This is a genomic window from Halioxenophilus aromaticivorans, from assembly GCF_042850945.1.
Lineage (GTDB): Bacteria > Pseudomonadota > Gammaproteobacteria > Pseudomonadales > Cellvibrionaceae > Halioxenophilus > Halioxenophilus aromaticivorans.
Map to the genome: position 1 here is coordinate 998304 of NZ_AP031496.1, position 23860 is coordinate 1022163.

At 46.4% G+C, this 23860-nt stretch carries 19 protein-coding genes; 9 read left to right on the plus strand and 10 right to left on the minus strand.

Annotated elements, in window-relative coordinates; all coding sequences use genetic code 11:
* Window positions 1-209: 209 nt before the first annotated feature.
* Window positions 210-977: a hypothetical protein gene (locus ACGHM3_RS04395; RefSeq protein ID WP_345427525.1), complete on the minus strand. Its 768-nt coding sequence runs from the start codon at window positions 975-977 to the stop codon at window positions 210-212.
* Between the two features lie 483 nt (window positions 978-1460).
* The gene (locus tag ACGHM3_RS04400) at window positions 1461-1925 is read right to left on the minus strand and encodes a hypothetical protein (RefSeq protein WP_345427523.1); all 465 of its coding nucleotides are present in this window, start codon (window positions 1923-1925) and stop codon (window positions 1461-1463) included.
* Window positions 1926-3166: 1241 nt separating this feature from the next.
* Here ACGHM3_RS04400 and ACGHM3_RS04405 point away from each other — a divergent pair.
* The 3 genes from ACGHM3_RS04405 to ACGHM3_RS04415 all read left to right on the plus strand — a co-directional run bounded on the left by ACGHM3_RS04405 (window position 3167) and on the right by ACGHM3_RS04415 (window position 5026).
* The gene (locus ACGHM3_RS04405; RefSeq protein WP_390517765.1) at window positions 3167-3562 is read left to right on the plus strand and encodes a hypothetical protein; all 396 of its coding nucleotides are present in this window, start codon (window positions 3167-3169) and stop codon (window positions 3560-3562) included.
* A gap of 589 nt (window positions 3563-4151) precedes the next feature.
* Window positions 4152-4541 carry a Rap1a/Tai family immunity protein gene (locus tag ACGHM3_RS04410; protein ID WP_345427519.1) on the plus strand — a complete coding sequence of 130 codons (390 nt, stop codon included), beginning with the start codon at window positions 4152-4154 and terminating at the stop codon, window positions 4539-4541.
* Window positions 4538-5026 carry a T6SS effector amidase Tae4 family protein gene (locus tag ACGHM3_RS04415; RefSeq protein ID WP_345427517.1) on the plus strand — a complete coding sequence of 163 codons (489 nt, stop codon included), beginning with the start codon at window positions 4538-4540 and terminating at the stop codon, window positions 5024-5026. The genes ACGHM3_RS04410 and ACGHM3_RS04415 overlap by 4 nt, the downstream gene beginning before the upstream one ends.
* A 130-nt stretch (window positions 5027-5156) precedes the next feature.
* On the opposite strand, the gene ACGHM3_RS04420 is transcribed toward ACGHM3_RS04415, so the two are convergent.
* The 4 genes from ACGHM3_RS04420 to ACGHM3_RS04435 all read right to left on the minus strand — a co-directional run bounded on the left by ACGHM3_RS04420 (window position 5157) and on the right by ACGHM3_RS04435 (window position 8431).
* A complete protein-coding gene (locus ACGHM3_RS04420) occupies window positions 5157-5540 on the minus strand; it encodes a DUF2195 family protein (protein ID WP_345427515.1) in 384 nt (127 codons plus the stop codon).
* A gap of 401 nt (window positions 5541-5941) precedes the next feature.
* Window positions 5942-6559: a hypothetical protein gene (locus ACGHM3_RS04425; protein ID WP_345427513.1), complete on the minus strand. Its 618-nt coding sequence runs from the start codon at window positions 6557-6559 to the stop codon at window positions 5942-5944.
* A gap of 102 nt (window positions 6560-6661) precedes the next feature.
* A complete protein-coding gene (locus ACGHM3_RS04430) occupies window positions 6662-7540 on the minus strand; it encodes a hypothetical protein (protein ID WP_345427511.1) in 879 nt (292 codons plus the stop codon).
* Window positions 7541-8080: 540 nt separating this feature from the next.
* On the minus strand, window positions 8081-8431 hold the full coding sequence (locus tag ACGHM3_RS04435) for an MbcA/ParS/Xre antitoxin family protein (RefSeq protein WP_345427509.1): 351 nt from the start codon (window positions 8429-8431) through the stop codon (window positions 8081-8083).
* Between the two features lie 294 nt (window positions 8432-8725).
* Here ACGHM3_RS04435 and ACGHM3_RS04440 point away from each other — a divergent pair, with 294 nt between their 5' ends.
* The 6 genes from ACGHM3_RS04440 (at window position 8726) to ACGHM3_RS04465 (ending at window position 15983) form a co-directional block, all read left to right on the plus strand.
* The gene (locus tag ACGHM3_RS04440) at window positions 8726-9088 is read left to right on the plus strand and encodes a helix-turn-helix transcriptional regulator (RefSeq protein ID WP_345427507.1); all 363 of its coding nucleotides are present in this window, start codon (window positions 8726-8728) and stop codon (window positions 9086-9088) included.
* A gap of 218 nt (window positions 9089-9306) precedes the next feature.
* Window positions 9307-11712, plus strand: a complete 2406-nt coding sequence (locus ACGHM3_RS04445; protein WP_345427504.1) for a DDE-type integrase/transposase/recombinase — start codon at window positions 9307-9309, stop codon at window positions 11710-11712.
* A 2-nt stretch (window positions 11713-11714) separates the two neighbouring features.
* The gene (locus tag ACGHM3_RS04450) at window positions 11715-12776 is read left to right on the plus strand and encodes an AAA family ATPase (protein ID WP_345427502.1); all 1062 of its coding nucleotides are present in this window, start codon (window positions 11715-11717) and stop codon (window positions 12774-12776) included.
* Window positions 12777-12788: 12 nt separating this feature from the next.
* Complete coding sequence (locus tag ACGHM3_RS04455) at window positions 12789-14090, plus strand: TniQ family protein (RefSeq protein ID WP_345427500.1); 1302 nt, start codon at window positions 12789-12791, stop codon at window positions 14088-14090.
* A 104-nt stretch (window positions 14091-14194) separates the two neighbouring features.
* Window positions 14195-14818, plus strand: a complete 624-nt coding sequence (locus ACGHM3_RS04460) for a hypothetical protein (protein ID WP_345427498.1) — start codon at window positions 14195-14197, stop codon at window positions 14816-14818.
* A 1-nt stretch (window position 14819) separates the two neighbouring features.
* The gene (locus ACGHM3_RS04465; RefSeq protein WP_345427496.1) at window positions 14820-15983 is read left to right on the plus strand and encodes an XRE family transcriptional regulator; all 1164 of its coding nucleotides are present in this window, start codon (window positions 14820-14822) and stop codon (window positions 15981-15983) included.
* 16 nt (window positions 15984-15999) lie between these two features.
* On the opposite strand, the gene ACGHM3_RS04470 is transcribed toward ACGHM3_RS04465, so the two are convergent.
* Genes ACGHM3_RS04470 through ACGHM3_RS04485 form a run of 4 tightly spaced genes read right to left on the minus strand, consistent with a single transcriptional unit; the run spans window position 16000 to window position 23832 of the window.
* Window positions 16000-19203 carry an RNA-directed DNA polymerase gene (locus ACGHM3_RS04470; protein ID WP_345427494.1) on the minus strand — a complete coding sequence of 1068 codons (3204 nt, stop codon included), beginning with the start codon at window positions 19201-19203 and terminating at the stop codon, window positions 16000-16002.
* Window positions 19203-20945 carry a hypothetical protein gene (locus ACGHM3_RS04475; RefSeq protein WP_345427492.1) on the minus strand — a complete coding sequence of 581 codons (1743 nt, stop codon included), beginning with the start codon at window positions 20943-20945 and terminating at the stop codon, window positions 19203-19205. Before ACGHM3_RS04475 ends, ACGHM3_RS04470 begins: the two co-directional genes overlap by 1 nt.
* A 12-nt stretch (window positions 20946-20957) precedes the next feature.
* Complete coding sequence (locus ACGHM3_RS04480; protein ID WP_345427490.1) at window positions 20958-22205, minus strand: restriction endonuclease subunit S; 1248 nt, start codon at window positions 22203-22205, stop codon at window positions 20958-20960.
* A complete protein-coding gene (locus tag ACGHM3_RS04485) occupies window positions 22198-23832 on the minus strand; it encodes a class I SAM-dependent DNA methyltransferase (RefSeq protein ID WP_345427487.1) in 1635 nt (544 codons plus the stop codon). Before ACGHM3_RS04485 ends, ACGHM3_RS04480 begins: the two co-directional genes overlap by 8 nt.
* Window positions 23833-23860: the final 28 nt, after the last annotated feature.

A 23860-nucleotide genomic window follows, 5' to 3' on the forward strand; every position in this document is an offset into this window, starting at 1 on the left:
GCTGAACTATTGAGCCGTGGCGGCACCTACATCAGCGGAAAGATACATGCTCTTAATAAATCGGCCGAGTAATGGCTAAACATCTGCTTGGAACAGCTAGCTAAAAATACGGTTAACACTAATGCCTGAATATATCCCTGGCCTGACTGTTGGCGTATTCCTAGCAGCTGCGATTTCTATGGAGGTTAATTAAAAAATGATGACAACTCCTACATCGACTTCGGCTCTTGCGTGATTTTCGATACCGCGCCGCTTTTACCATATTCAATTAACACCGATTCAGTTTTCGATGGCTTGCCGTTGCTGGTCATATCGGCAACTGCCTGCACAACGCCAAAAGGAATTTTGTCGGATAGGCAAGTTTCGTTGTCGCTATCAACTCTTATCTTTTTAATCACAATATTAATTTCTGTGCTGCCAGTGCCTTGGTAGGCAGTACAGGCGATAGTGCCTGCCGGGACTTTTAACGATTGCTCACCTACTTTTGAAAATTGGTAGGAAACCTTGGTGCCCAAGCTTTGCAGCATGGTTTGGCCAATTAAGCCACTTTGCTCGATTCTAATAGGGGCGTCGTCGCCGGTTTGAAAAATGATTTCGCGCCCATACTTGTTGATGTTACCCATCACATTGGCGACTTCACCGTTGGCCACGCTGGCGTCAACCAGCGCCTTCATTACTACCGGCTTACCCTTGGCTTTGCGCTTATCATTTTTCAGTTTGTACGAGGCCATTTCCATTTCTACCCAATAGTGAGGCGCGCCGTTATATTCCGTTTTGCTCAGCAGTGAAGTTTTAATAACGGTTAGCTCTTGCTTGCCTTTGTGATTGGTCGTGATCTCCTCACGCACCTGCCAGCTGCCAACCGGCGTTGATTTGGCAAAATCGAACTGCATATCCGCTCTTGCAACAGACATCATCGGCAGGGCGACGGCGAACACGATGAGTGCGTTGATAATGAATTTATTGATTCCTACCATGGTTTTGTTTCCCTTTGTTATTGTGCAGATTCTAAGTATTAGTGCAGTTTGTCTAGATTCTTTCCCAGTTGGAGCCGGCCTGGTTTGGATCCGTTAACGGATTCAACGGAGCAGGCGGCCGCAGAATGATAACAAACCTAGCCAGGGAGAATAGAAAAGAATTTGTTAAGGAAATGGGTTTTAATTTTAGACTGGGTTGGCTAAAAATATAGTTGTAGGGTTTTATCAACGAATCAATAACCTGGCAGCCCAGCGGCAGCCAGTCCCTGATATACCACAATGATTGATTGGCAGTGCGTGTCCTTGAGGCAGTGATTGGCCGTGCCTGTCCCCGGTCTTTGCCGATCTTGAGGTGCCTGTCCCTGAGGCCGATCATGAGGTGCCTGTCCCTGAGATGCCTGTTGCGGTCGGATTCTGACTTTTTTGGTCGTGCCTGTCCCTCCGGTGTCCAGCCCAGCGGGTACCTGTCCCTGAGATGCCTGTTCAATTGGGAACTGTGGTCTGGACAATCTTTTGAAATCGATCGATTTGGGTTTGCAGCTGCGCAGCTTTTCTGTTGCTTAAGTTTTCAACCGCCTGTAAGTCTCTAGATATTGCACGAATACTATCGTTGTCCAAGGCTGGCTGATTTGGGCTTTGGCTTCTGGCTAATGAAACAATTTTCTCATTGGTATTGCTGATCTCTGTTTGGAAATCAGCCAGTACTTCACGTGCAGCTACTACCTGCTCCACCGCTTGGTCGCGGTTAACTTTGGCCATTTCAATTTCATCTGCTGCAAAATAATAGGTGCACATAGCCCCTATGGCCGCTCCCATTACAGCGCCTATGCCGTTCCACAGCTTAATGGCTCCCTCAGCGCCGGACTTAATGACAGCGGCTAATAAGATTAAAAACGTGCCGCCAAGAATGGTGAGTGCTATTAGGGTCACATCGCTTAACAGTTGCATGGCTTTGATCCTTTCCTTGGCCTAATTTTGCTTGGTGTTATTCTTGTCGGTTCTGTGAAATATCCTAAACGGGCGCCCTTGGTGGCTTGCAATGGTAAGACGAAATACAGCCTTAGGTTTGCTGGCGATTCCAGTTGGGGCGGCACGCCGTTAGTCATCATCTTTTCATTTGCTGGCTTTGGAATCCGCGCCAAAATTCTCAGCTTGATGGCATCGGGTAGGTCACGACTAAGCCTTCCGGCTGGTGAGCGCTTTACACGGTTAGTGGTAGTTTTCTCTTGGCTATCCCAGCTGTGCAAAAATAAAAGTAGTGCAATGGCAGTTTAGATTTCTAATCAATAGCAATGGTAAATAAAACGTAATAAAGCCTATCGATTGGCATTAGGTTGTAGTCCTAACAGCAAGTCTGATGAGGTCATGTTCTGATGTTTTCCTATGCAGCCCAATAGACAAAGATCTACTTTGTTTAGTGTGGGAAGAGCGGGGTCGATGGTAGCAGGCGGGGGCGGATATGGGAGTGTTTGAACTTTGGAAATCTATACAATCAAGGATAAAAAATAAAATTGATAGTGCCTTTAAAAATGCCAACCAGTTATCTTTTGCTCTCGTTTAGGCATGGTGTATATTGCGTTAGTACTGGATGTATAATCATGTAACGGATTGCCATGACTCGCCCTAGAAAAACACAGGTCTGTATAGAAGGCACTCCGTACTACCATGTCGTTTCCCGTTGTGTTCGGCGCACATACCTGTGTGGTGTGGATCATAGCACTGGTCGTAGCTTCGAGCATCGTCGTAATTGGATAGAAGATAGGATCCGACTGCTCGCTTCTATTTTCAGTATTGATGTCAGTGCCTATGCTGTGATGTCTAATCACTGCCATATTGTATTAAAACTCAGCCCAGAGGAATCTTTGGGCTGGTCCGATAAAGAAGTATTGACGCGATGGACCAGCCTGTTCAAAGGGCCCACGTTGGTACAAAAGTACATCGATAATCAAAATCTTAGTCCAGTCGAATTAAACGCTGTAAGCGATTGTGTAGACGTCTACCGCAAACGGTTAGCTGATCTGGGTTGGTATATGAAATGCTTAAACGAGCCCATTGCTCGGCAAGCCAATAAAGAAGACGAATGCACAGGGCACTTTTGGGAGTCACGCTATAAATCCCAAGCTCTACTAACGCAAGAAGCCCTTCTGTCCGCGATGTGTTATGTTGATCTAAACCCGGTGAGAGCGGGTATGGCTATTACACCAGAGCAATCAGATTATACGAGCATCCAGGAGCGTATTAGGCCAAAGTTCAATACAGAGAAATCTGTTGGCGAACAGATAGAGCTGGGTGCCTTATCGGCGTTTGATTTAACGATAAAGCCATTACAACCTTTCGAGGAGGCAATCACCAACAGTCCTCAAAATGGCTTACCTTTTAATTTCCCAGATTATCTAGAGTTAGTCGATTTTACGGGCAGGGCGGTATTAGCAAATAAACGAGGGGCTATCGATAAACACTTGCCACCGATTTTACTGCGGCTGAATATTTCAACAGAAAGCTGGCTTAAAAATTCAACACAATTTGAGGCCAAGTACCGGTCAAGTTTCGCAAAAGGGCCGCCATCCATACGCCGCTCGGCCTGACCCGCCTTATATTTTTTCTACCTTCCTTTTGTTCCTTTCTTGCTAGGTTAAAGTAGTAGGCCTTAATTCGTCTTCAGTTGGTGAAATGTGGCTAATTGGTTTAACTTAAGGTCATATCTATAGTTTGTTGGTAGAGGTCGGGCCAAAAACCGTGCTCAAATAAGCTAGTTACTCCGACCTTGTATCTTAGATTTCGAATCTAGGTCTTTATTTATATAGTGCCTGTCCCCGGGATTCGGGATTGGATTTAGCCAGGCTAAAAAAAAATGCTTGTCCAAGAATGCCTGCAAGGTCTGGAGCGGCGAGCCCCAATACCAAAGTTGCCCTTTGTAGTGCCTGTCCCTGCAGTGTGTGTGTCCCTGCAGTGTGTGTGGTACTGCAGTGTGTGATTCAACTGAGACGCAGTTCTCAAATCTGCCGTTGCATTACCGCACAGCTTGAATGATCGTTAATTTTGCCCTGTGGCTATGGCATCATCCTGTTGATGTGTTGTACAAGGGAGGGAGTTCACCAAATTGAGTTTGTCTGGTGTGGTCTATAAAAGCCCGTTGACAGCCGGAAACGATTCTTTGTGTGAATAAATAATATTATGGAAAATATCAAATTAATTGTTTGCCTCCTATCCTTCTTTGCCGTTAGTTGCGCCAGCGCCAATAACCCCGAACCGTTAAGAGAACCCCTTGATAGTAAGCAGCGTATGCCCGTCGAACAAAGAGATTTGTCGGGTATCGAGTTCTGGGCAGCGTATATGTCGAAAGACGTTAAGCAGCGAAGATTTGCAGAAATGTATCTGGTTGGTGTATTGGATAGTAGTGAAGGCTATATGTGGTGCGGATATGACCAAGTCAAAGGTGGCTCCATTCAGGAGTTGCTTTATCGGAAGTTATCGAAAGCAAATGAAGAGTTTATGGCGGTGCGGGCGTCACATTTAATCACGAATATTTTAGCAGATAGTCTGCCTTGCAGGGAGCGCAAATGAGACCAACGTATCAAACTCTAAAAAGCAACTACTACTCGTCAAATGAATTGGCCGCTAATTTCGTTGATGGTGAGACCCTCTATTCAGAGATAGGTTATGATCAGAATAAATTAATCGAGCAAAACTCTGGTTATGTAAATACCTGTGCCACAAGGGTTAGTCTGGCATTGTTGAAATCCGGAGTCCGATTTCAGGGCCGCTTGAAAATAAAGCAAGGAGCCTATGAGGGTTATAAAGTTGAACCCGGTGCAAAGCTATTGGCCGATCAGCTGATGGATAACCCAAAGTTTGGCCGCCCTGAAATCTACAAGCCCAATGAGTTCGTCGAGAAGGTTAAGAATCGAAAAGGGATTGTTCTTTTTTGGAAGATTGCTGGTTACGGCGGCGGTCATATTGATCTTATAGAAGTTCATAATGCGGTTTCGGTATGTAACTCAAATTGTTATTTTCAATCCAAAGAAATTTGGTTTTGGGAGCTGAAATAGTAATATTTCCGATTTTATAGGGCGTGATCCTATATTAACCTTGCCTCACAGAGTCATAAAGGATGTGGAAGAGATGTGTCTGGGATATTAGGCTGATCCAGTCTGGTGGCGACCTTCTGTCAGCATCTGGTTATTCGTTTACTGCACAGCCAAACAAAAGTTTTAGTGTTTGGTCTTCTTTAGCATCGTTTAGTTTGGCCAGCTCAATAGTATCGATGCGACTATCCAAGGAATTGAAGGTGCCTGCATTAATTCGGCGGGCCAATTCGTTTTCCACGATGTAGGTGTGATAACTCACCATTGCTGATTTGCATCCGCAATACCCAATCGGCTTTTTAAAATCAAGTCTAGCTGCCAAGTGCAGGGTGCCGCTTTTATCTCGTATGCTCTGATTTGTTATATAGAGACAATCGCTGATAGGGTTGTTTACTTCCAGTGCTGGCTGGGCTGCGAATGTGGAGCAGCTTACTAGAACGACGAATAACCACAGAAATTGATGTTTTTGTGCCGCCATAGGCGATTCATCCTTTCTCTATATAGGCTTTATACGGTATTAATGTTTAATAGTGCCTGTCCCCGGGGAGTGCCAACTCGAAAAAGTAATTCATTGTGCCTGTCCCCGAGGAGTTTTCCCGAGGAGTTTTACTTCCAGAGCTGGCTGGGCTGCGAATGTTGAGCAGCTTACTAGAACGACGAATAACCACAGAAATTTATGTTTTTGTGCCGCCATAGGCGATTCCTTTCTCTATATAGGCATTATACGGTATTAATGTTTAATAGTGCCTTGTCCCTGGGAGTGCCTTTAATGTTTAAGAGTGCCTGTCCCGGGGAGTGAAATATTATGAGCTCTATCACACAAGCGAAACGTCGGGATAAGCTGTGCCTGTCTCCGGGAGCTACGCGTGCAGAAATTTGTTAGGTTTTAAGTATAACCCTTTGAGTATGCTGGCTCTGGTTACAGACTAAATGCTCACCTCGCCTAATTTTTGAGAATGCATTTAAAGCCGCCCATGCATAAATGCCACCAAAAGGTAGAGTGAATACTAAATACGTGAACATTTTGAAGACAGGTATACCGAAGTAATCTTGAGCCAAAAACGGTGATATGGCGAGAAATGCAAAAAAGATATAGAAAAACGTGTACATGGCTTTAAGCCACGTTCGGTACAGCTTAAAGGAGTACCTCTTTTTGAACCTCACTTTAAGATCCCCTTTCGTATCAATTTTTTCCATTAACTGCCTGGATAAAATATAGTCATCCAGGCACTGCAAAGGGTCTTCTAGGGAAAGTATGTATTCTACTTCTTGTGCCTTAACCGTATCTGTTCCAGCAATTGCTTGATAGCCTTTTTCGACAGAATATGGATGAAGATTTATCTCTTTATTATCAATATCACCCAAAAACTCTTTTGAAAATTTATACTCATCACGGAAGTATGACTTCTTCCATGACTTTATTTGATAAAAAAACTTCCAGATTCCAAATAACGCAACGCCAGAAACTATAACCTTTAATACTGTTTCTATTTCCATATTCGTTTCCATGATCTTAAGCTCGCAAACCTAACGTCCAGCGTACCTGCAAAATTCGAGCGCAGCGAGTATATTGTCCAGTGGAGCTAATTGTTATGCGATTCACAAGCGTAAAGTCGTTCTGCAAGCCTTGCTATATACAAGATATTCTCCGGAATAACCGAGCAAACGTAAGAGGTATTCACGCACTACATCGTGACAATAATCGTAATTCTTGATTAATGACTCGTAGGGTTTTCTTGATAAGCCGAAGTGAATGATTTCGTTCCGCAACCTGATTATTCGTTTGAGCTTCGGTTTCATTCCTTCGGCTGCAAGCATTTTTGTTAGTAAATCATTGAATGAAAGTTGCTTTTCTTTCTTTGTATTAGTCTTGGGAGGGTTGCTTATCTCACGAAAGAAGCCAGCTACAAATGGAATGCCAGAGTATTTGGCAAAAGTACCTTTTAAGTTTTCTAATATCACGAACATTTGCCCAAGCTGGATCTCAAGCGGTAAGCCAGGAAGCTCGCAAGTTGTTAGCATGTCGATTACTTCAGGTAACTTCCTAGATCTCTTTAATTTTCGATAGTTTGGCCACACTTTCTCCAAATATGACTTCACGACTGAACCATCGTGAATTTCAAGCAGCGGACGATATCGCATTGATTGCCCAACCGCCGACAAAGATTTAGCGCTGCCACGAAACTCAAAGTGATAAGGCGTGACTTGTGACATTGATGCCAAAGACAACAAATAACATATATCGAGTACTACCGACTGACCTTCGGAGAACGTTTTCACTCCTGCTACTGAAATACACGTAGTTTCAACAAACCCTTGGGGCTGTTCGGCATTCCACAAGATCGAGGGATTCTGCTCAAGTTCTACGCGGTACTTCCCTAGTTTCATCTTTATTAGGCATAAGCACCAAGATCCATCTTGGTAGTGCTTTACCTCACTGCCTGTGCCGAAATAATTTGCGATTTTAGCTTTGAACATCGTTTCTCTTACGCATACCAATTTTATATATGACTTGCGACTGCTCCATCTGTCGTATATCTACAAGAAGGTAAGCGGGGCCTAGCCATTGAGGATCAATATTCACTGGTTTCATTAACATTTTACCGCTAGCAAAAAAGCCCGTTAGCCACATATCCCTCAAAAGTTTTTAGCCATATGTGCCGCTGTATTTGTGCTATCGCCAACTTAACGGCAGTTGATCAAAAGTTCAAGAAATTGTCTAGGCCTGATGAGCCCATCAAGACGCGCCCCTTTTGTAGGCGGCCACGACAAAAACAGGGCTGTAACTTACCGATAAGGCCCGATAACGCCGGATACAGGAATCGCTGTTTGTAGGAAGTGGTTCCCAGCACAATATCGGGCATCGGCTTGAATACGGTGGGCCTTCACAGACTTCAAGAGTGGACCTACCTTGTCTTATACAGAGTAGAGTCGGGTGCTCTAACCAGCGTTATGGCTGGTGATGCTGCAATCATAACCTGTCCGCATTTTGTAACCATATCTTGGCCTTTATTAAGGCTAAAAATTGCTCTGCTCTCGCCACGATTTGAGGTATCTATTGACCTTCTCAATATCCTCAAAGTTACCAGTACTCATAATATCCAATGCAGACGCACCATCCCATTCACTGTTTGGTTTTCTTATCCAGGAACGGCGGGCTTGCTCGCCACCCAGGAGCACTTGAAGAGACTCATAAATCCCAATGAGTGCTGAAATCTTATAAAGATCTGGCATGGGAATGTTGAGATCATCCGTCAATTCGGTATTCAGCAGCGAGCGCTTCTCTGATTCTGTTAATGCCCATTCATCAGCTATTTTATCAAACAGCTTTTTGGCAACCTCGTGGGTGACCTTTGAATCCATTGCCATCTCTAACTCCTCGGCCGCAACACTAAATTCTGACGCTATCAGCTATTAATTTATAGGCTTCATGGAAGATACGTGACCAGAAGCGAGAGTGTCTGACTTTTCAAAAGGTATACCGTCAATCTGAAATTTTGCAGCCGAAAGTGCAATATAAATTGCACTTTGAAGCGGTTCCAGCTGAGAAACTGCAATATTTATTAACATATTGAAAAATATAGAGAAATTATCTCTATTATTCTTTACTCGCTCTATTTGATCCAATAATCTTTTTAAAAAATTACTGGATCGAGTGAAGTGATGACACCGTTTGGTAAAGTCCTCTCACAATTACGGCGTAGCCGAAAACTCCAGCAGCGTGAGCTGGCAGAACGTATTGGCGTTCAGCCTTGCTATATCTCCGCAATGGAAGGCGGCAAGAAGGGACCACCTTCAAAAGCCGTCATGCACAAGCTGATAGAAGCACTCGAACTTTCCCCTGAAGAAGCCGATTCCCTGACATCTTCCATTGGCCCATCTGAGCGCGTTTTCCGTGTCCCGGAAAGCGTCAGCCTGGAGGAGTATGCCTTTTTGTGGGAACTCAGACAGAGGCTTGGTTCTTTGAGTGGGGAAGAATTGGCCATTATGACCAATGCCCTGCGCCTTGGCGGGGCGAACAGGTAACAGCGCTAACCAAAAGAGGAGCTAAATCCATGATATAGAAACAAAAAAACCGAAAACAATGGCTTGCTTTCGGCTTCTTCGGGAGTAGTTACTCCGGTGTCGTGACCAAAGTATCTCTCTCAAGTCCCCGACCGTCAAGCCCTCAACTTCACGAAATCATGTTCGAGGCTTGGTTGCGCCCAGAGAAACTCGCATCCGGCCCTGGCAAGGGGATACCTATGCATACTGAAAATGAATTACACGACTACCTCTATCGTAGCGGCCACAACCTGTCGCTGGCTGCCATCGACTACATTCGCCAGAGCTGGATCAATCCATCAAGGATGGTGGGAGCTCATGCGCAAAGCAATGTGATTTCCTTTGTGCCAAGCCGAAAACTAAATGGCAAAACCTACTCCACTGAGAGCCGCTCACCGGAACGCTCGTTCTTGACCCTGTGCGAGTTCGACGATGACGTTATTTGCGCCTTGGATCAGCCTGATCCAATACAGATACAACAGACCATCAAGAACGGCATCAAACGCTGGGCAGGCTACACCCCAGATGCCCTGATCCTCACCCGAAATGGCCCGAAGGTCGTTGAGGTAAAAGCCTCTACCGAGGTGGACGACTTTCTTGTCAGCAAAGCAGAAGACTGGAAACGCTATGAGTCGGGTGAAATTGTGTTTGAGCCTGCACGGAAAGCCTTTGCCGAAATGGGTCTTGAGCATGTGGTGTATGTGTACAGCCAAGAGGATCGATTTCTGGTTGAGAATCTGGATCAGTTGCTCCTGTCCAGAACGCACGAAACCGAGTTGGTTCTGGATGAGGAGCGATTAACCAAGCTAATGCACAATGCATTTGCGATGACGCTTCATGATCTAAGGGAAAAGTTAAAGCTCAAAGATATGACGCCGCTCATCCACGCCATTGATCGAGGGCTGTTGGCCGCCGATTTGAAGCAGCACCGGTTAGCCGATTGCAGAAACTGTCTGGTTTCTTTGAATGAAGACATGCTTGAACACGCCATTGAGCTGCGTAACAAGCAACGGGTGTACTGGGATGGATTGTCTGAGCACAGTGACTTAACGCTGATACCGACCTTAGAGGCCGCTGAGAAAGCTATCACCAGGTTAGACAAAATAAAATCCGAGCGCTCTAGTCGAAGCATCCGCCGCTGGAAGCATCAACTCAGAATCGGGCAGGAGAATAACCTGACTGAATTTCAGTCGCTGATCCCGATGATACATCTTCGCGGAAACCGTAACCGCAAGATTCCCGCAGTCGTCGATGAGCTCTTAATGGAGTTCCTAATGGGCACTTACATTCACGAGCAGGGCTTATCCATATACAGGGGGTACATGCGCTACAAATCCCTGGCGCTGGATACTCACCCGCAGTTTCGACCTGTCTCGCGCCAAACCTTTACGACCCGTCTTGAGCAGATCCCCGGTGAAGTGATTGGCGAAGCCAGAGGTGGTAAGCGCAAGCGCAATGCGATGGGTGCACCAACTGACCCAGAAAAGCGCGGGTTAAAGGCCAGTATTCCCTGGCAAAGGGCGGCAATTGACCACTACCTTGCCGATATTTATCTCGTGGTGTTTACCCGCACGGGTGAAGTCTATGTAGAGCGTCCTTGGGTAACGGCCATGGTGGATCTTGCCACGTCCAAAATTCTGGGGTTATCCATCTCGTTCAGCTCCCCATCGCGTCGGTCTGTAGCCAAAGTCATGCGTGATTGTGTGCGCAGACACGGCAAACTGCCGAGAGAAATCATCGTAGACCGAGGGCCAGACTTTAAGTCGGTATACCTGGCATCCTTCATGGCCCACTACGGCTTGATACTCAGCCTGCGTCCGTCTGGATACCCGCAATTTGGCGGGGAAATGGAGGGCTTCTTTGGTGAGTTTGTGAAGCAGTGGCTATGCCAGCGCCCCGGCAACCTGGCTGATTACAAAGAAGTGCGCTCCGTCGATGGCAGCAAGGCACCGAAGAAGGCCGCGATACTCCAGCCGGTGGACTTCTATCAGGAACTTTGGGCATTTTGTGAATGGCGCGAAAACAAATGCCGGGGAACGGGAGCCAATTCAATCGAGGTCGCCTTTATGGAGGGGGCCGAGCTGTATCCCTTCTATGCCAAATCCATTAACTACGATTCTGAGTTCATCACCGTGACTGCTGTGGAAACTAAGAAGTACAGCTTTAGTTACCAGCGTGGCATCAACATAAAAAACACTTGGTACTACTCCCCGGCACTACGCAAGCTGAATGGTCGCAAGAAAAAGGTGGATGTGCGGCTCGACCCGGAGAATCCCAACCTGATTTTTGCGCGGGTAGAGGATAAATGGGAGCCCTGCTATAGCTCCAGCATCAACGCATATTCAGCTAAATGTGCAGTTCACCAGCTTGTGGAAGGCATGATCAAGCATGAGGCGTTTGGCCTCAGAGAAAAAATCAGTGAGCAACATGATCTGGAGTTGGCCAGAAAGATTCGTGAACTGGATGAGTTCAAGGAGCAGACCAAAACCACCCCGGTATTAGAGGTGCCCATTCCCGAGGGTGAGCCAGATAACACCGAGAATCTATTCAGCCAATTAGCCAACGCCACAGTGCGCCCCATCAACATTCAGCAATGGAGTGCCTGATCATGGATGAGTTGAATAACATCGATATAACCCGCGTGACGAACCTCAACTTCAAAATTCCGCATCGAAACTGGAAGCAGGCGTTGGCTGAAGCGTACATACTAATGACGACAGCGATGCCTGGCGAAGTTATTTGTATCTATGGGCCGTCTCGCGCAGGAAAGTCGTCGATGCTCCTAGAGCTAAGAAATGCGATCTGCGGCAACCCCAAGCAGAACCAGAATGAGATGCCATTTGTGCTGCTTGAAATAGACAATAACGGTGGCAAGGCAGCATTTAGCTACAAAGCATTTCTGCTGGATATGCTAGAACTAATTCAACATCCGATTTATTCAACAAGAAATTCTGGGGGTTGGTCAGATTTCACAAAGAGTAAAAGGAGCGAACGTGCAACAGAAGTGGTGCTTGCTCAGGCGCTGGTTGAATCGCTTAAAAATATGAATACCTTGTTTTGGGTGTTGGACGAGGCTCAGCATGTTCGGTATGCCGGGAAAGATGTCTTAGCAGCTTCTGGTGTAATGGATGCAATAAAAAATCTTGCCAAAAAAGCCAGTGTAGTCCTTGTTATTTGTGGAACTTACCCAGTATTGCAGTCAATAAATTATTCGGGACATCTCGAAAATCGTAAACATGATGTGCATTTAGCGCGATATCGCAATACTGATGATGATCTGAAGGAGTTTATCTGGATACTGGATAACTATGGCTCCAATCTGGACCTTGCCGCACCGCTAGGGTCATTAAGAAATTGCGCGGAGATACTCTACAAAGGAAGCTTTGGTTGCATAGGATCTGTTAGGGCAATTTTGTACCGAGCTTCAGTTTATGCTGCGCTAGAACACAAAAAAATCAACTTATCTCATATCCAGCGAGGACTGAAATCCCCAAATCAACTTGTTACAGCAGCAATGGAGATCTGGGATGGCGAGCGACTGCTTGGGAGTGAGCCTTGCATGGTTCTTGAAGAAGTGGTTATGACCCAAACTCCGATCGCCAAGAGCAAAGCTTCCGGGAAGCCATTTCAACGTAAACCGAAGCGCTACGATGCTGGAAATCGGTTATAAGGAGGCCGCATCATGCTTACGTGGAGATTGTTTCCGATTCCCATGCAGGGTCAGGGCACTGCGGACGTCGAGTCGCTGCCGTCATACCTGCTTCGCAGCGCCTACGCTCATGGTGCTTCGGGTGGTGTGCTGCTACAGGTGATTCATGAGTTTGGCGGGTGTAGCCAGAAGACTAAACCAAGAAGCATTGCCGGTAAGCATGGCATAGCTACTCTGGCGAGGGTAAATCAGTTTACTTGGGAGTTGCGCGATCGACTCGCGGAGTTTACGGGGCGGGATATGAGCTGTGAGCCCCTGCGATTTCTAGACAGCCAGGTGTACTGCATCAGCACTGAAATTGGGACTTTTCGTTGGTGCCCTGAATGCTTGGCCGAAATGGCGCGTATTGATGCGCCACTCTACTTCAAGCAGCTGTGGCATATGACAGCGGTTAGTCATTGTCCGGTTCATCGCGTGCGATTAAGTGAATGCTGTGAATTTTGCGGAAGCACACAGCATTCCCTCAAGGCAAAGCATCCCGTTGGCTATTGTGCTGAATGTGGTGAGCCGCTGTTCAATCGACGGATAGCTCTCTCAACAAAGGATATTCAGCCATCATGGGAATGCCCATCCCATGACGTACAGGAAATTTTTGAAAAGGCGGCAAGGCCAGGGATGACGGTCAATGGTTGGTTTGATGCATGTTGGTTTATTCGGTCAATGGCCGCATCGGCTGACCATGGACGGGAAAACTCCCATCTTACCGGCGAACTACGAGAGTTGCTTCGGGAGTTCGGGCGCAATTGGAAAGGCAATTGTCGCCTGATTAGTCTCCGGCGCCTTGCTTACCTGATGAACATGTCGCTTTACGAGTTGCTAACCTGCTCCGGTACAGCCTACAGGTTGTCATATGACGTACTCAACATTCAGTCTTTGCCTGAGCACCTGAAACGCAGGAAGAAGACAGTGCGAAATCACAAGCATGTATACCGAAAACTGGTTGCATATCTGGAGGAGCAGCAAATTCCACCGAGCTTGAAACAGGCGGCACGATTCGCACAGGTTTCACCAGGATATCTTGAATACCGCTTTCCTAGTCTTGTTCGTCGAATTGTTGATCGTTATCAGGCTCATCGATACCAGACATCCTTGGTGAATCGGTACCGCGCCCAAACTGCCGCGCTCCAGTTCTTTATTGATGACCGCTATGCCGACCACACCCAGTCCCGCAAAGAGGCGTTTCGGGTACTAAAGGAGGAAACAGGACTGCCCAAGTGGGTGCTGAAGAATGCCATTCAGACCGCCTACGGGGTGTTTCAAGTGGGAGCCGGGTAATCTACCAGTAGATTCAGAGGGGAGGATGGATGCTCTTCTTGTTTTTCCTCCTCATTTGAGGTATAAAAACCGGAAGACTCAAGCTTCATCCCGGAGAAGACTGAATGAACGACCAACTACACACTGAAGAAAATGCCCTGGATCGGTTATCCCAGCTGGGTATCCCGATGGCAGCGCTTACAGAGTCTGTATGGCAAGGTTACCTTGCACGGTCACGCACCACGAGCAATCACCCACGAATCGCTCGCGGAATCATCATGTGGGCAGAAGTCGTTGCAGTATTGAGAGAGCAGCTTATATCCCATGGTTGGGTTAAAGAGGATAAAGGCAACTACGAACTATCGGTAAACCAGAAAGCAGGTTTGGCCATTGTCGTTACTACTGGCGATGAAGCAACCGGCATGATCGGAGCGACGCCTTCAAATAAGTGCCCTAAGGGTGTGAACACGGCTGAGGCCGTTGAAACAAACAATCAGCTGGACATGTTCAGTGAGCTATTACCTGCAATTGAAGATGTTCAAGGCCTTACAACGTGGGTATTGCTGATGCACTTGGGTACTGATGAGGTGCGTTGCGAGCTCTCACTGCCATCGAGCATATCTAATGGCAAAATCAATGGCTGGAAAGAGCGCATTATTTTACCGAGCATGCCGTTGGATGATGATTCAATCGAAATTCAAGCACCTGATTTGCCGGATATAGAAGTACCTATCAAGAAGAAGGCATAACATGTTTAACAATACTCGTTTTGCTCTCGCGCGAAAGCGCCGAGGGCTAACAAAGCGGGCATTGGCGAAAGAAGTGGGTGTAACAGATCGGTCGATTACTGCTTATGAGAGCGGTCAAACCGTGCCTGAAAGCCAGACTATTGAAAAGATCGCGAACGCACTTCGTTTTCCGGTCGAATTTTTCTTTGCTGATGACGTAGAAGAGCTACCTGTTGAGGTGGCTAGCTTTCGTGCGCTTACCAAAATGACTGCTGCCCAAAGAGACATTGCGCTTTCTGCGGGATCTGTTGCGTTACTTTTGAACCAATGGATTGAGAATAAGTTTGATTTGCCTGCGCCGGATTTTCCAGAGGATTACAGAATCTCTTTGGGTGAAAGGGCAAAAAAGGATAAAGGCCAGCAATCGTCTGAAGGAGACCAATACCCAAGCGGGGGGCATGGCAATGACCCGGAAGCGGCCGCAGAAATGCTCCGCCGCTACTGGGATTTAGGTGAACTTCCAATCAAAAACATGATCGCATTGCTTGAAGCTAAGGGTGTGCGTGTCTTCTCGCTATCTGTTGATGCCAGAGAAGTTGACGCCTTTTCCATGTGGTATGGCGACATTCCTTTTGTGTTTCTCAACACCAAGAAAACAGCGGAACGTTGCCGCTTTGATGCGGCACATGAACTCGGCCATTTGGTTATGCATCGTCACGGTGCTCCCCAAGGGCAAGAAGCGGAGAAAGAGGCCAATGCCTTCGCGTCGGCCTTTTTAATGCCACGCAGGAGTGTTCTGGCCAATGCGCCGAGGTCGGCAACCTTAAAAAGCCTCATCTCCCATAAAAAGTACTGGAATGTGTCTGCTGCGGCACTTAACTACCGGCTTCACTCGCTCAACCTGACAACCGACTGGAGCTATCGAACGCTATGCATTGATTTGGCCAAACTAGGGCGGGATCATGAGCCGGAGCCGTCACCTTTTGAAACATCGCAAGTGCTCAAAAAGGTATTTGCTAGCTTGCGAGAGGACGGCATTTCCAAAGCCGATGTTGCGAGAGAACTACTCATCCAGCCAGAGGAGCTGGACGAGCTTACTTTTGGTTTGATGTTGAACGTCTTGAGCGGAAGATCACACGGTAATATCTCTCACAATAAGCGACCAAGTTTAAAGCTGGTGAATTAGCCTCAGAAGAATCTTACTACTTGGGCGGCAGCTTTCGTCTGTCGCCCAATATTCTAAATCCTTCGGGCACAGGTTTAAATTTGTCGCCTTCTTCTGGCCAGCGTTTAGCGCGACTTTGAAATCCTCTGAGTGCTGCAATATCCAAGGTCGCAGCAACCACGAAGTCATTGTCCCCACCTCTAAGTCTGGCAATATCCCTCAGGAAGCTCTCTTTGGCTGGTGATCGAACGCGGCTATCGCCATACTTCCGGTTGTTTACCAATATAGTGTAAGCATGAACATCCAGTGCAGCGGATTCGATCAGGGATGCGAAAGTATCCAGATCTCTATTCCAACTGAGCACCATAAGGGCATCAACAGCACCTTGGAAGCGAATCCGTGATTTGCTGTTTTGCAGTTCTGAGCAAACCATGACACCAAAGTTAACGCCGTTGTGAATATAAATTGGCTTCGGTGATTTTTTAGAAAGATCCCACTCCTTGCCAAATTTCACCGTGAGGTCTTTGTCTTCGCCAACGGCTGGCTCAAGCTTGGGTTGCCATATTTTTACAAAGGTTGGATAGCCGAGTCGGTTATCTGCCAAAACCAGAGCGGCCTCACTTAGAATCTTGTTTCCTTCGCTATGCCGATACTCCGTTCCTGCAATTAAACTAATACCCGCCGCACTAAGTCTGGCTGCAATGCTGTTCAGCCAGCGCAACGGGATTGAAAGCTCAGGGAAAAGGACGTAATCCGGCCTCGGATTAAGCTTTAATACATCGTTAACCAATTTGGATATTTTCTGGTAACGCTTGCGGCTTAAATTCGGCTTATTACATGCGGTAGCCGCCCAATCGCTGTCCTCGGTACGCAGGTTGGTTAATGCAACCACCACCTTGTCTTTACTGTCAGTGCCAATTTTCAGATACTTTTTGCGTCGTTTTGCTTTCTTATCGTTGGCGTCTTGTTCCGCTGCCAGAAGAGTGGGTTTTATCCAAACGCCACGCAAAACTTGCGTATATTTAGCCCATGTTACTGCTGGGCAGAAGGCTGGAGTTTTGCCTGAAGCGGATGGCAAGCCAACGCACTCGGGGGCTAATTCCGATATTTCAGCCGGAGATAGAGGTCGAGTGGGGAAAAGATAAGGCAGGTAGCTGTCATTTTTCTTCTGCCCTCTGGTTACCTTGCCTAATCTGGTTTTGCGTGTAGAGTTGATAAACTGTTCAAATATTTCCACGTCGAGAAGCTCGGCGCTGCCGAGCAACTTCAGAATTTTCTTCTCTTTCTTAGTATCACGTTTGCCAACGAGCTCCTCAGCAGACTGGCTATTCAAAATGTACTTGTAAGCCTCTTTCGCAAGATCTGCTGACGCAACAAGCGGTGCTTTATTCTCGAAATCAGCCACATCAAAGCGCAGATCCAGCAGCGCCTCAAAATCAGTCAGAGTTGCCACAATTTGATTCAGAAAGAGATCTGCTAAACGCTTCTTCTTGCTTGATCGTTCACCCAGAAATAGCTTGCTGGGATCATGGTAGCGTGTGGCTGCATCAATAAAAAGCCAAGTTAAAGTACCTTTGATATAACCCCAAAGATCTTTTAATACTTTGGCATCGCATCCGTTAATGCGAACTGTTTTTCCTCTGTCGACCTCAGAAGCTAAGGCATCAATTGCTCGATAGGACTTCACTGCTATTTGCTCAGCCTGCTCCCACTCATTCATGCTGATTGCAAAGCCGAGCAGTCTTGGTAAGTAGGTAAAATGAGCAAAGAGATTGTCTGCCCGTAAGATATGGTTATGGGCAAACTGATAAAATTCCTCGCGCTGCTCCTTCCATTGATTTGGTGGCAGATCCCGAGCCAGGGTTTCTACGTGACGCAGCTGTAGTGACCATCCTAACCGACGAATGGTCAGGCCATCAGCTCGACGCAAAGTATCTGCATTTTCGCCCACGCTTCCGGCAGCAGAGAGCACCTTGGCTGCCGTCGAGTGCTCTAATTGATCTGGCGATGGCATCAAACGGTGCTCGCTGGACAGTTCGTATATCTCCTTTTCGATACTGTCCAGCAGGTCGAGGCCGGCGCGCCCTTGCAATACAAATAGTTTTTGTTTGTCAGACTGGAGCGATATTCTGGTCTCGCCTTGGACGTCCGAACCCTGGTTAATCTCCCAAACCTTATCGTTCTTGGCGTTCTGTGAAATGTAACTTTCACCTATTCGAGACTGAACCATGTTCATCAGATCCAGGCTATTGGTGATCGTGCCCGTATCACGCAGTACCAGGAACATATCATCTACGTAGCGGCCATAGTGAATTGGCGCTAATTTCTCCAGAACAAGCTTGTCCCACCTGTGAAGCAAAGCATTGGAAATAACACGGCTGCACGTCAGACCTATCACTAATCCTCCGCTTATCTTGGCTTTCTTGCCCCCAACGGATTGGCCGAATTTTTCAGCACCCTTAGCCCAGGCGCATAGAAAACTTGCGAGTTGTTCGGTAAAGACCTTCTCTTCATCTGTCAGCTTCAGATCAAGTGCTTCAAGTAACGCTTTACCAGAAATCGCCGTCGGGTCAATAAAGTGGTAGTAGCTCTTCAAGTCGAGAGAAACCGCAATAACGTCGCGATCTTTTTCCAGCTCATCACGAATGGCCTTTAAACCATCGCTTCGCCACTTTTGATATGGCTGAAAATACGGCACAAATGATCCAATGGAACTGATATGAAACGGCTTTTCATCGTCCTCTGCGAATAGTTCATCGTTCCGGATGCGCTTTAGCCGAGCACCATAGCAGCTGTCGTCGAGCTTGGCATCAAACTGGTGGCCAATCATATTGATCCACAAGGCTGAGATGATGTGGGCATCAACCGGAAAGTCCCCCACAATCCGGAATTCAGGCGTTATATTGTAATTTTTGAATAGGCTTTCGACTGCCCGTTCAGGTTTGGAGAAATGTACATGGCCATTTTCGGTACTATCTGCCTTTCTAACAGTGGATAGCTTCTTTGGTAGTAATCGAAAATCCCCAAGCAGCTCTTTATCGTTTTCAAAGCCTGAGTTACTCTTCAATCGGCTTAACAGGTCATTTAGGTTGGCCAGCAGGTCTTGTTCGTATTCTGCGAACTTAATCGCAGTGGGGAATGTGTTTTCGAAGAAGCAGTCGGCTTTGGCTTTTCGATATGCGACAAGAAGATCTTCTATAGAGAGTAAATCCCATCCCTTAAATTTGGCTTGGTAACCCACTATTGCTCCCCTTGATTATCTATCGCTACTTGTTCAATCAATCGTTTAATTGTTGGATGGCTTAGCTTGGATGAGAGAGGTGATACATAGTCACGGCCTTGGCTCCAGTGCAGGTTGGTGTTGTAAATCAAACCAAGTAAGAAGTAGCTCTCTGGAATATCAATACCCGTGCTGGCCACGAACTCCATTTTGTTCTTGGTCTTTTTGGTATCAAGAAATTCGCTTCTTTTTTCGTCGGTTGTCAGCAATTCATAGCTGAGCCTCTCTACAGCAACACGGACAGCAAAGCAAACTGCAATTGGATCGTAGTTTTTGTGTTGTAGATAACGATTGAGTTCGTTAAGGATATATTCGTGAAATACTTCAGAGCGCCGCCAGTTTTTCGGTAAGTTGGTTGGCCAATCATTCTCTGGTATTTCGCATTGGCCTGTATGAAAGTGGAACCAATACACCTCCAGACGATCTTTGACCCCTGCCTGCGTATCTCTCGCCTTAATCAAGTGAAGTGCGTCCTGTGACTTTCCTATTTTCTTTGAATGAAGGTAATTTATCTGGATCTTGTGTTTATTGAAGCAGAAATCAAAGAATACGCCGGGGTCTAGGTGTGTCAGTATTATTGGATAAATTACTTGGTTACGCGCTTTGTATTCTTCAATGATTGAAGTGACGTAGTATTGGAAGGCTACTAGATTAGCGTCATCCAAGTAATCAAATACCTCATCGATGACCAATATGAGCGGTTTTTTGCTGCCCTCGTATAAGGTTTTGTGGAGCTGAACCACAAGCGTGATGATGTCTCTCTGTCCGTTCGATAATTGGTGGGCTTTGGGGAAGTTAATAACCAGCTCTTTCTTCTTTTTGGTTTCTTCAACTTTAGCCCATTGCCAGGTCGAACTTTTGAAGTTGGTAAGCAAGTCTTGATAATGTGCTTTGACTGTAACGTAATATAGCCAGTCTGTTGCAGCGGAAAATATTTTAGGATCGGCTGCATGTATGCTGGCGATCTGATAAGCCGTGAAAAATCCCTCAATCTCAGAATCAACAGCACCATACTGGACTAATCGTTCCGAGATGCTATTTAAAATTGGTACTGCTCTGAGCTCTTGAATACAGTTATCCAATATCCATTGGGATATTACGGCTGCACTCCCGTTTTGTTGGTTCACCTTTTCGACTATGGCTTGAACTGCTGTCTGAATGCGAACCTGGGTGAATTTTGATAAATCTACGCCCTGAATCGCATCCAAAAGTCTTGAGTCTTTTAATAGGTCAGAGATGTTGTGCAAAATCTTTCCATTTTGACCAAAGCTGGTTTTAGCATCAGTAGGTTTATAGGAAAATTCTGCTTTAGTTGGGATTTTACAGATGGTAATGGGCTTGACTTCAATAGTTGAGGATACCGCCCCCTTGAAGTGCTTTTTTGCCTTCGGGGTAAGACCGCTATTAACTACTAACACATCAAATTGTTTCCGAATCTCGTTTTTCGTTTTGTCGGCGGTTAATTTGTTTGTGTCAACTGTAATGCTCAATTCCGGCTCTAGTTTTAAATCTTCCTTGTGATGATCTTTATCGGCGAGATCCATTCGCTGGGTATTCATCGACGAGAATGCAGTCGCGACCGAGCTCTTGCCAAAGCCATTAGGTGCAACTAAAAGGTTGGGCTTGTAAGCTTTTAATTGCACCTTAAAGCATTCGTTTAAAATGCCTTTGATATTCCTTATCTCAATTTGGCTTATTGTCATCGCCCAATTTCCTTATTTTACCGTCACCTGACCGTTCATTAACATAGGGAGGAGCCAGTCCCGGAGTTTCGATAGCTCTGAATTTTGTTGATTGTTGCTAATAATCTTGCTGAGTATCGGCGAGAGCTTGGCATCCATGGCTTGAATTAGTTCTTTCGGAGGCAGGCTAACTCGGCTTGCAACAAGATGATCTTTGGTTATATGTCCCATTGTGGTTTTTCGAAGCTCCGCGACCATTTTGAAATACTCCAAGTATTTCAAAACTTCGAAGTAATAGAAAGTTTTTGGGTAACTATCCGATGTAACCTTGAATATGTGTTGATTTAACGCTCCTGTTCCACCAGTCCATAGCTGCACTTCTAAAGTTGCTGACCACGAGAAAAGAATGTCGCCATCATATACCACGACCTTCTCAGGAACACCTTGATGAACGGACTCCGAGCTGTCATCGAATCCAGAACTAAATTCTCTTATTTTGATTACTTTGTAAGTTGGTTCGTCCCCAGTGGGATAATACTTCTGACAAGCAATACCGTTTGTAAATGTCGCAATATCTACTAGCGATGCATCGCACCACCCCTCCGGTATTTCCCGCTTCAGGGTTGGGTTGTAGACCATTTTGCCGCCGGAGGTTTTATATGGTTTGCCGTTGGCGTCGGGAAAATCGAACTGTACAAACCAGTAGTCGTACAGGGTTTTGGCCATGGCTTCCAGTTCGGCGCTGATGCGGTTGTTGAGTGCAATCTTTTCATCTAAAAGATAAAGAAGATCACCTGCTTTCACTTGGTCATCATATTCGGGCAACAGAAGATCCAAATATGAGAATATCGCCTCATTCAGGCTTGCTCTAAGCGTCATGACAGCGTTGTTTGTCATGGTTTTTCTGAACATTGGGCTTCTTAAGTAGAAAGCCATAAATTTTGAGTAAGTTATATCAGTTTGTGTTGGCCGAAGACGTTTCAAAAAGCCACTATATGATGCATCGGGGTAATCCTTGATTGCTACACAGCTCATCGCGAGCTCATCAACTACTTCACTGGTTCGAGTAAGAAAAATATCACCGCTCTTTATTGAATAGGTCTCTTTTTCTTTATCAGATGTGGCCATCAAGTCGGGCAGTTCATCTGGTACGAAATAATTATTAAATACCACAGAGAACGATAGAAATGGGCTACCATGCCCAGCTTGGTCTTTTGTAGACGATATCCCGGAAGACATCGTGTATAGATCGCAAAACCGATACTTCTTGAGTTTATTCATGCTTCAACCCCGTCAACTGTTTTTTAATCTCAGTTTCCAACTCACGAGACTGGCTAAACAAGCTATCCAGATTGCTGGTAAAGCCCTGCATTTTTTCCGCAAACTGCTCCGGGGTAATATCCACATACTCGATTTTGACATCGAAATACTGGCCTGCGCTTAGTGAGTAGTTCTTGGCTTCAATCTCGTCATAGCTGACCGCAACGGAAAAGTCTTCCACGGCTTCTTTGGCATTGAAGGTGTCGATAATGCGTTGTTCTTCATCCGCGCTCAGTACGGTTTTCTGGTTCTTGCCGTCTTTGATTTTTTCGCCCAGGTTAGAGGCGTCAATCAGTACCACCTTGTCTTTGTTGCTGTCATCCATAAACAGGATGGAGACGTTGGTGCCGGTGGTAGCAAAAATGTTGGATGGCATGGAAACCACACCTGCCAGCATTTTGTGCTCGACTAAATACTTGCGAATACCTTTGTCGATACCCGATTGTGCCGTGATAAAGCCAGTCGGCACCACTACTGCCGCCTTGCCGCCCGGTTTTAGCGAGTGGATGATGTGCTGCAAGAACAATTGGTAAATCTCCATCTTGTCCTTGGCTTTGGCTTTAATCTTGGGGATACCCGCAAAGAAGCGCTCTTTGTTCTCTTTGCTGTCCAGCTCATCGCGGAAGTCGCTGAAATCCATCTTAAACGGTGGATTAGAAACGATGTAGTCAAACTTCTTCAGGTCTTTTCCATCCCGGTGATACGGATGTAATACGGTATTACCCTGGATCACATTGGGAATGGAGTGCACCAGATTGTTGAGGATCAGGTTGAGGCGCAGCAAATTGGAGGACTTTTGCGAGATATCCTGGGTGTAGATGCTGCAACGGTTTTCGCCAATGGCGTGGGCCACGTTCATTAACAATGTACCGGAACCGGCAGATGGGTCGTAGCAACTGACATTTTTCACTTTGCCTTGCTGGTCGGCAGGCACCAGAATGGCTGCCATAATGCGCGCCACCGCATGGGGTGTGTAGTACTCGGCGTATTTGCCACCGGAATTGCTGTTGTAGTCTTTGATCAGGTATTCAAAGATGGTGGCGTAAAAATCGAATTTCTGCGTGAAGATACGCTCGAAGCTGAATTCCACCAGCTTGTTGATGATGGCACGGCAGAAGGCATCGCGCTTGGATTCATCGGCAATGTATTCACTGACGCGATCAAACAGCACTACCTTGGCGCCGCCATCGGTTTTTACGGCAAACACGTCGTTATTGGTTTGAGCAATGTCACGCAGGGTGTCGTCAAACAGCTTGGCAAAGTCCGGCGCGTTCTGCTGGCTGAACAGGTAGCTGATAAAATGATGAGGCTTTAAACGAGCCGTATCGCCCCCCATTTGCAGTTGCAGCATTTCCAGCTCGTCTTCGCTCATGGCGACCAGGGCTTCTTCCCATTTCTCCGAGCTGGCGACCTTCTCGTCGATTTGTTTCGCCTCATAGGCGAACTTGTCGTTCAGAAACTTGTACAAGAAGGTCTGGGTAATGATTTTGAATTCATTACCATCATTGCCCAATCCATAGTGGGCACAGATGTTCTTCAGGCTGTCGATCAGCGCTTTGGTCTTTTGTTGAAATTCTAGCTCTACCATTTCTTACGGCTCTTATGATTTACCGACA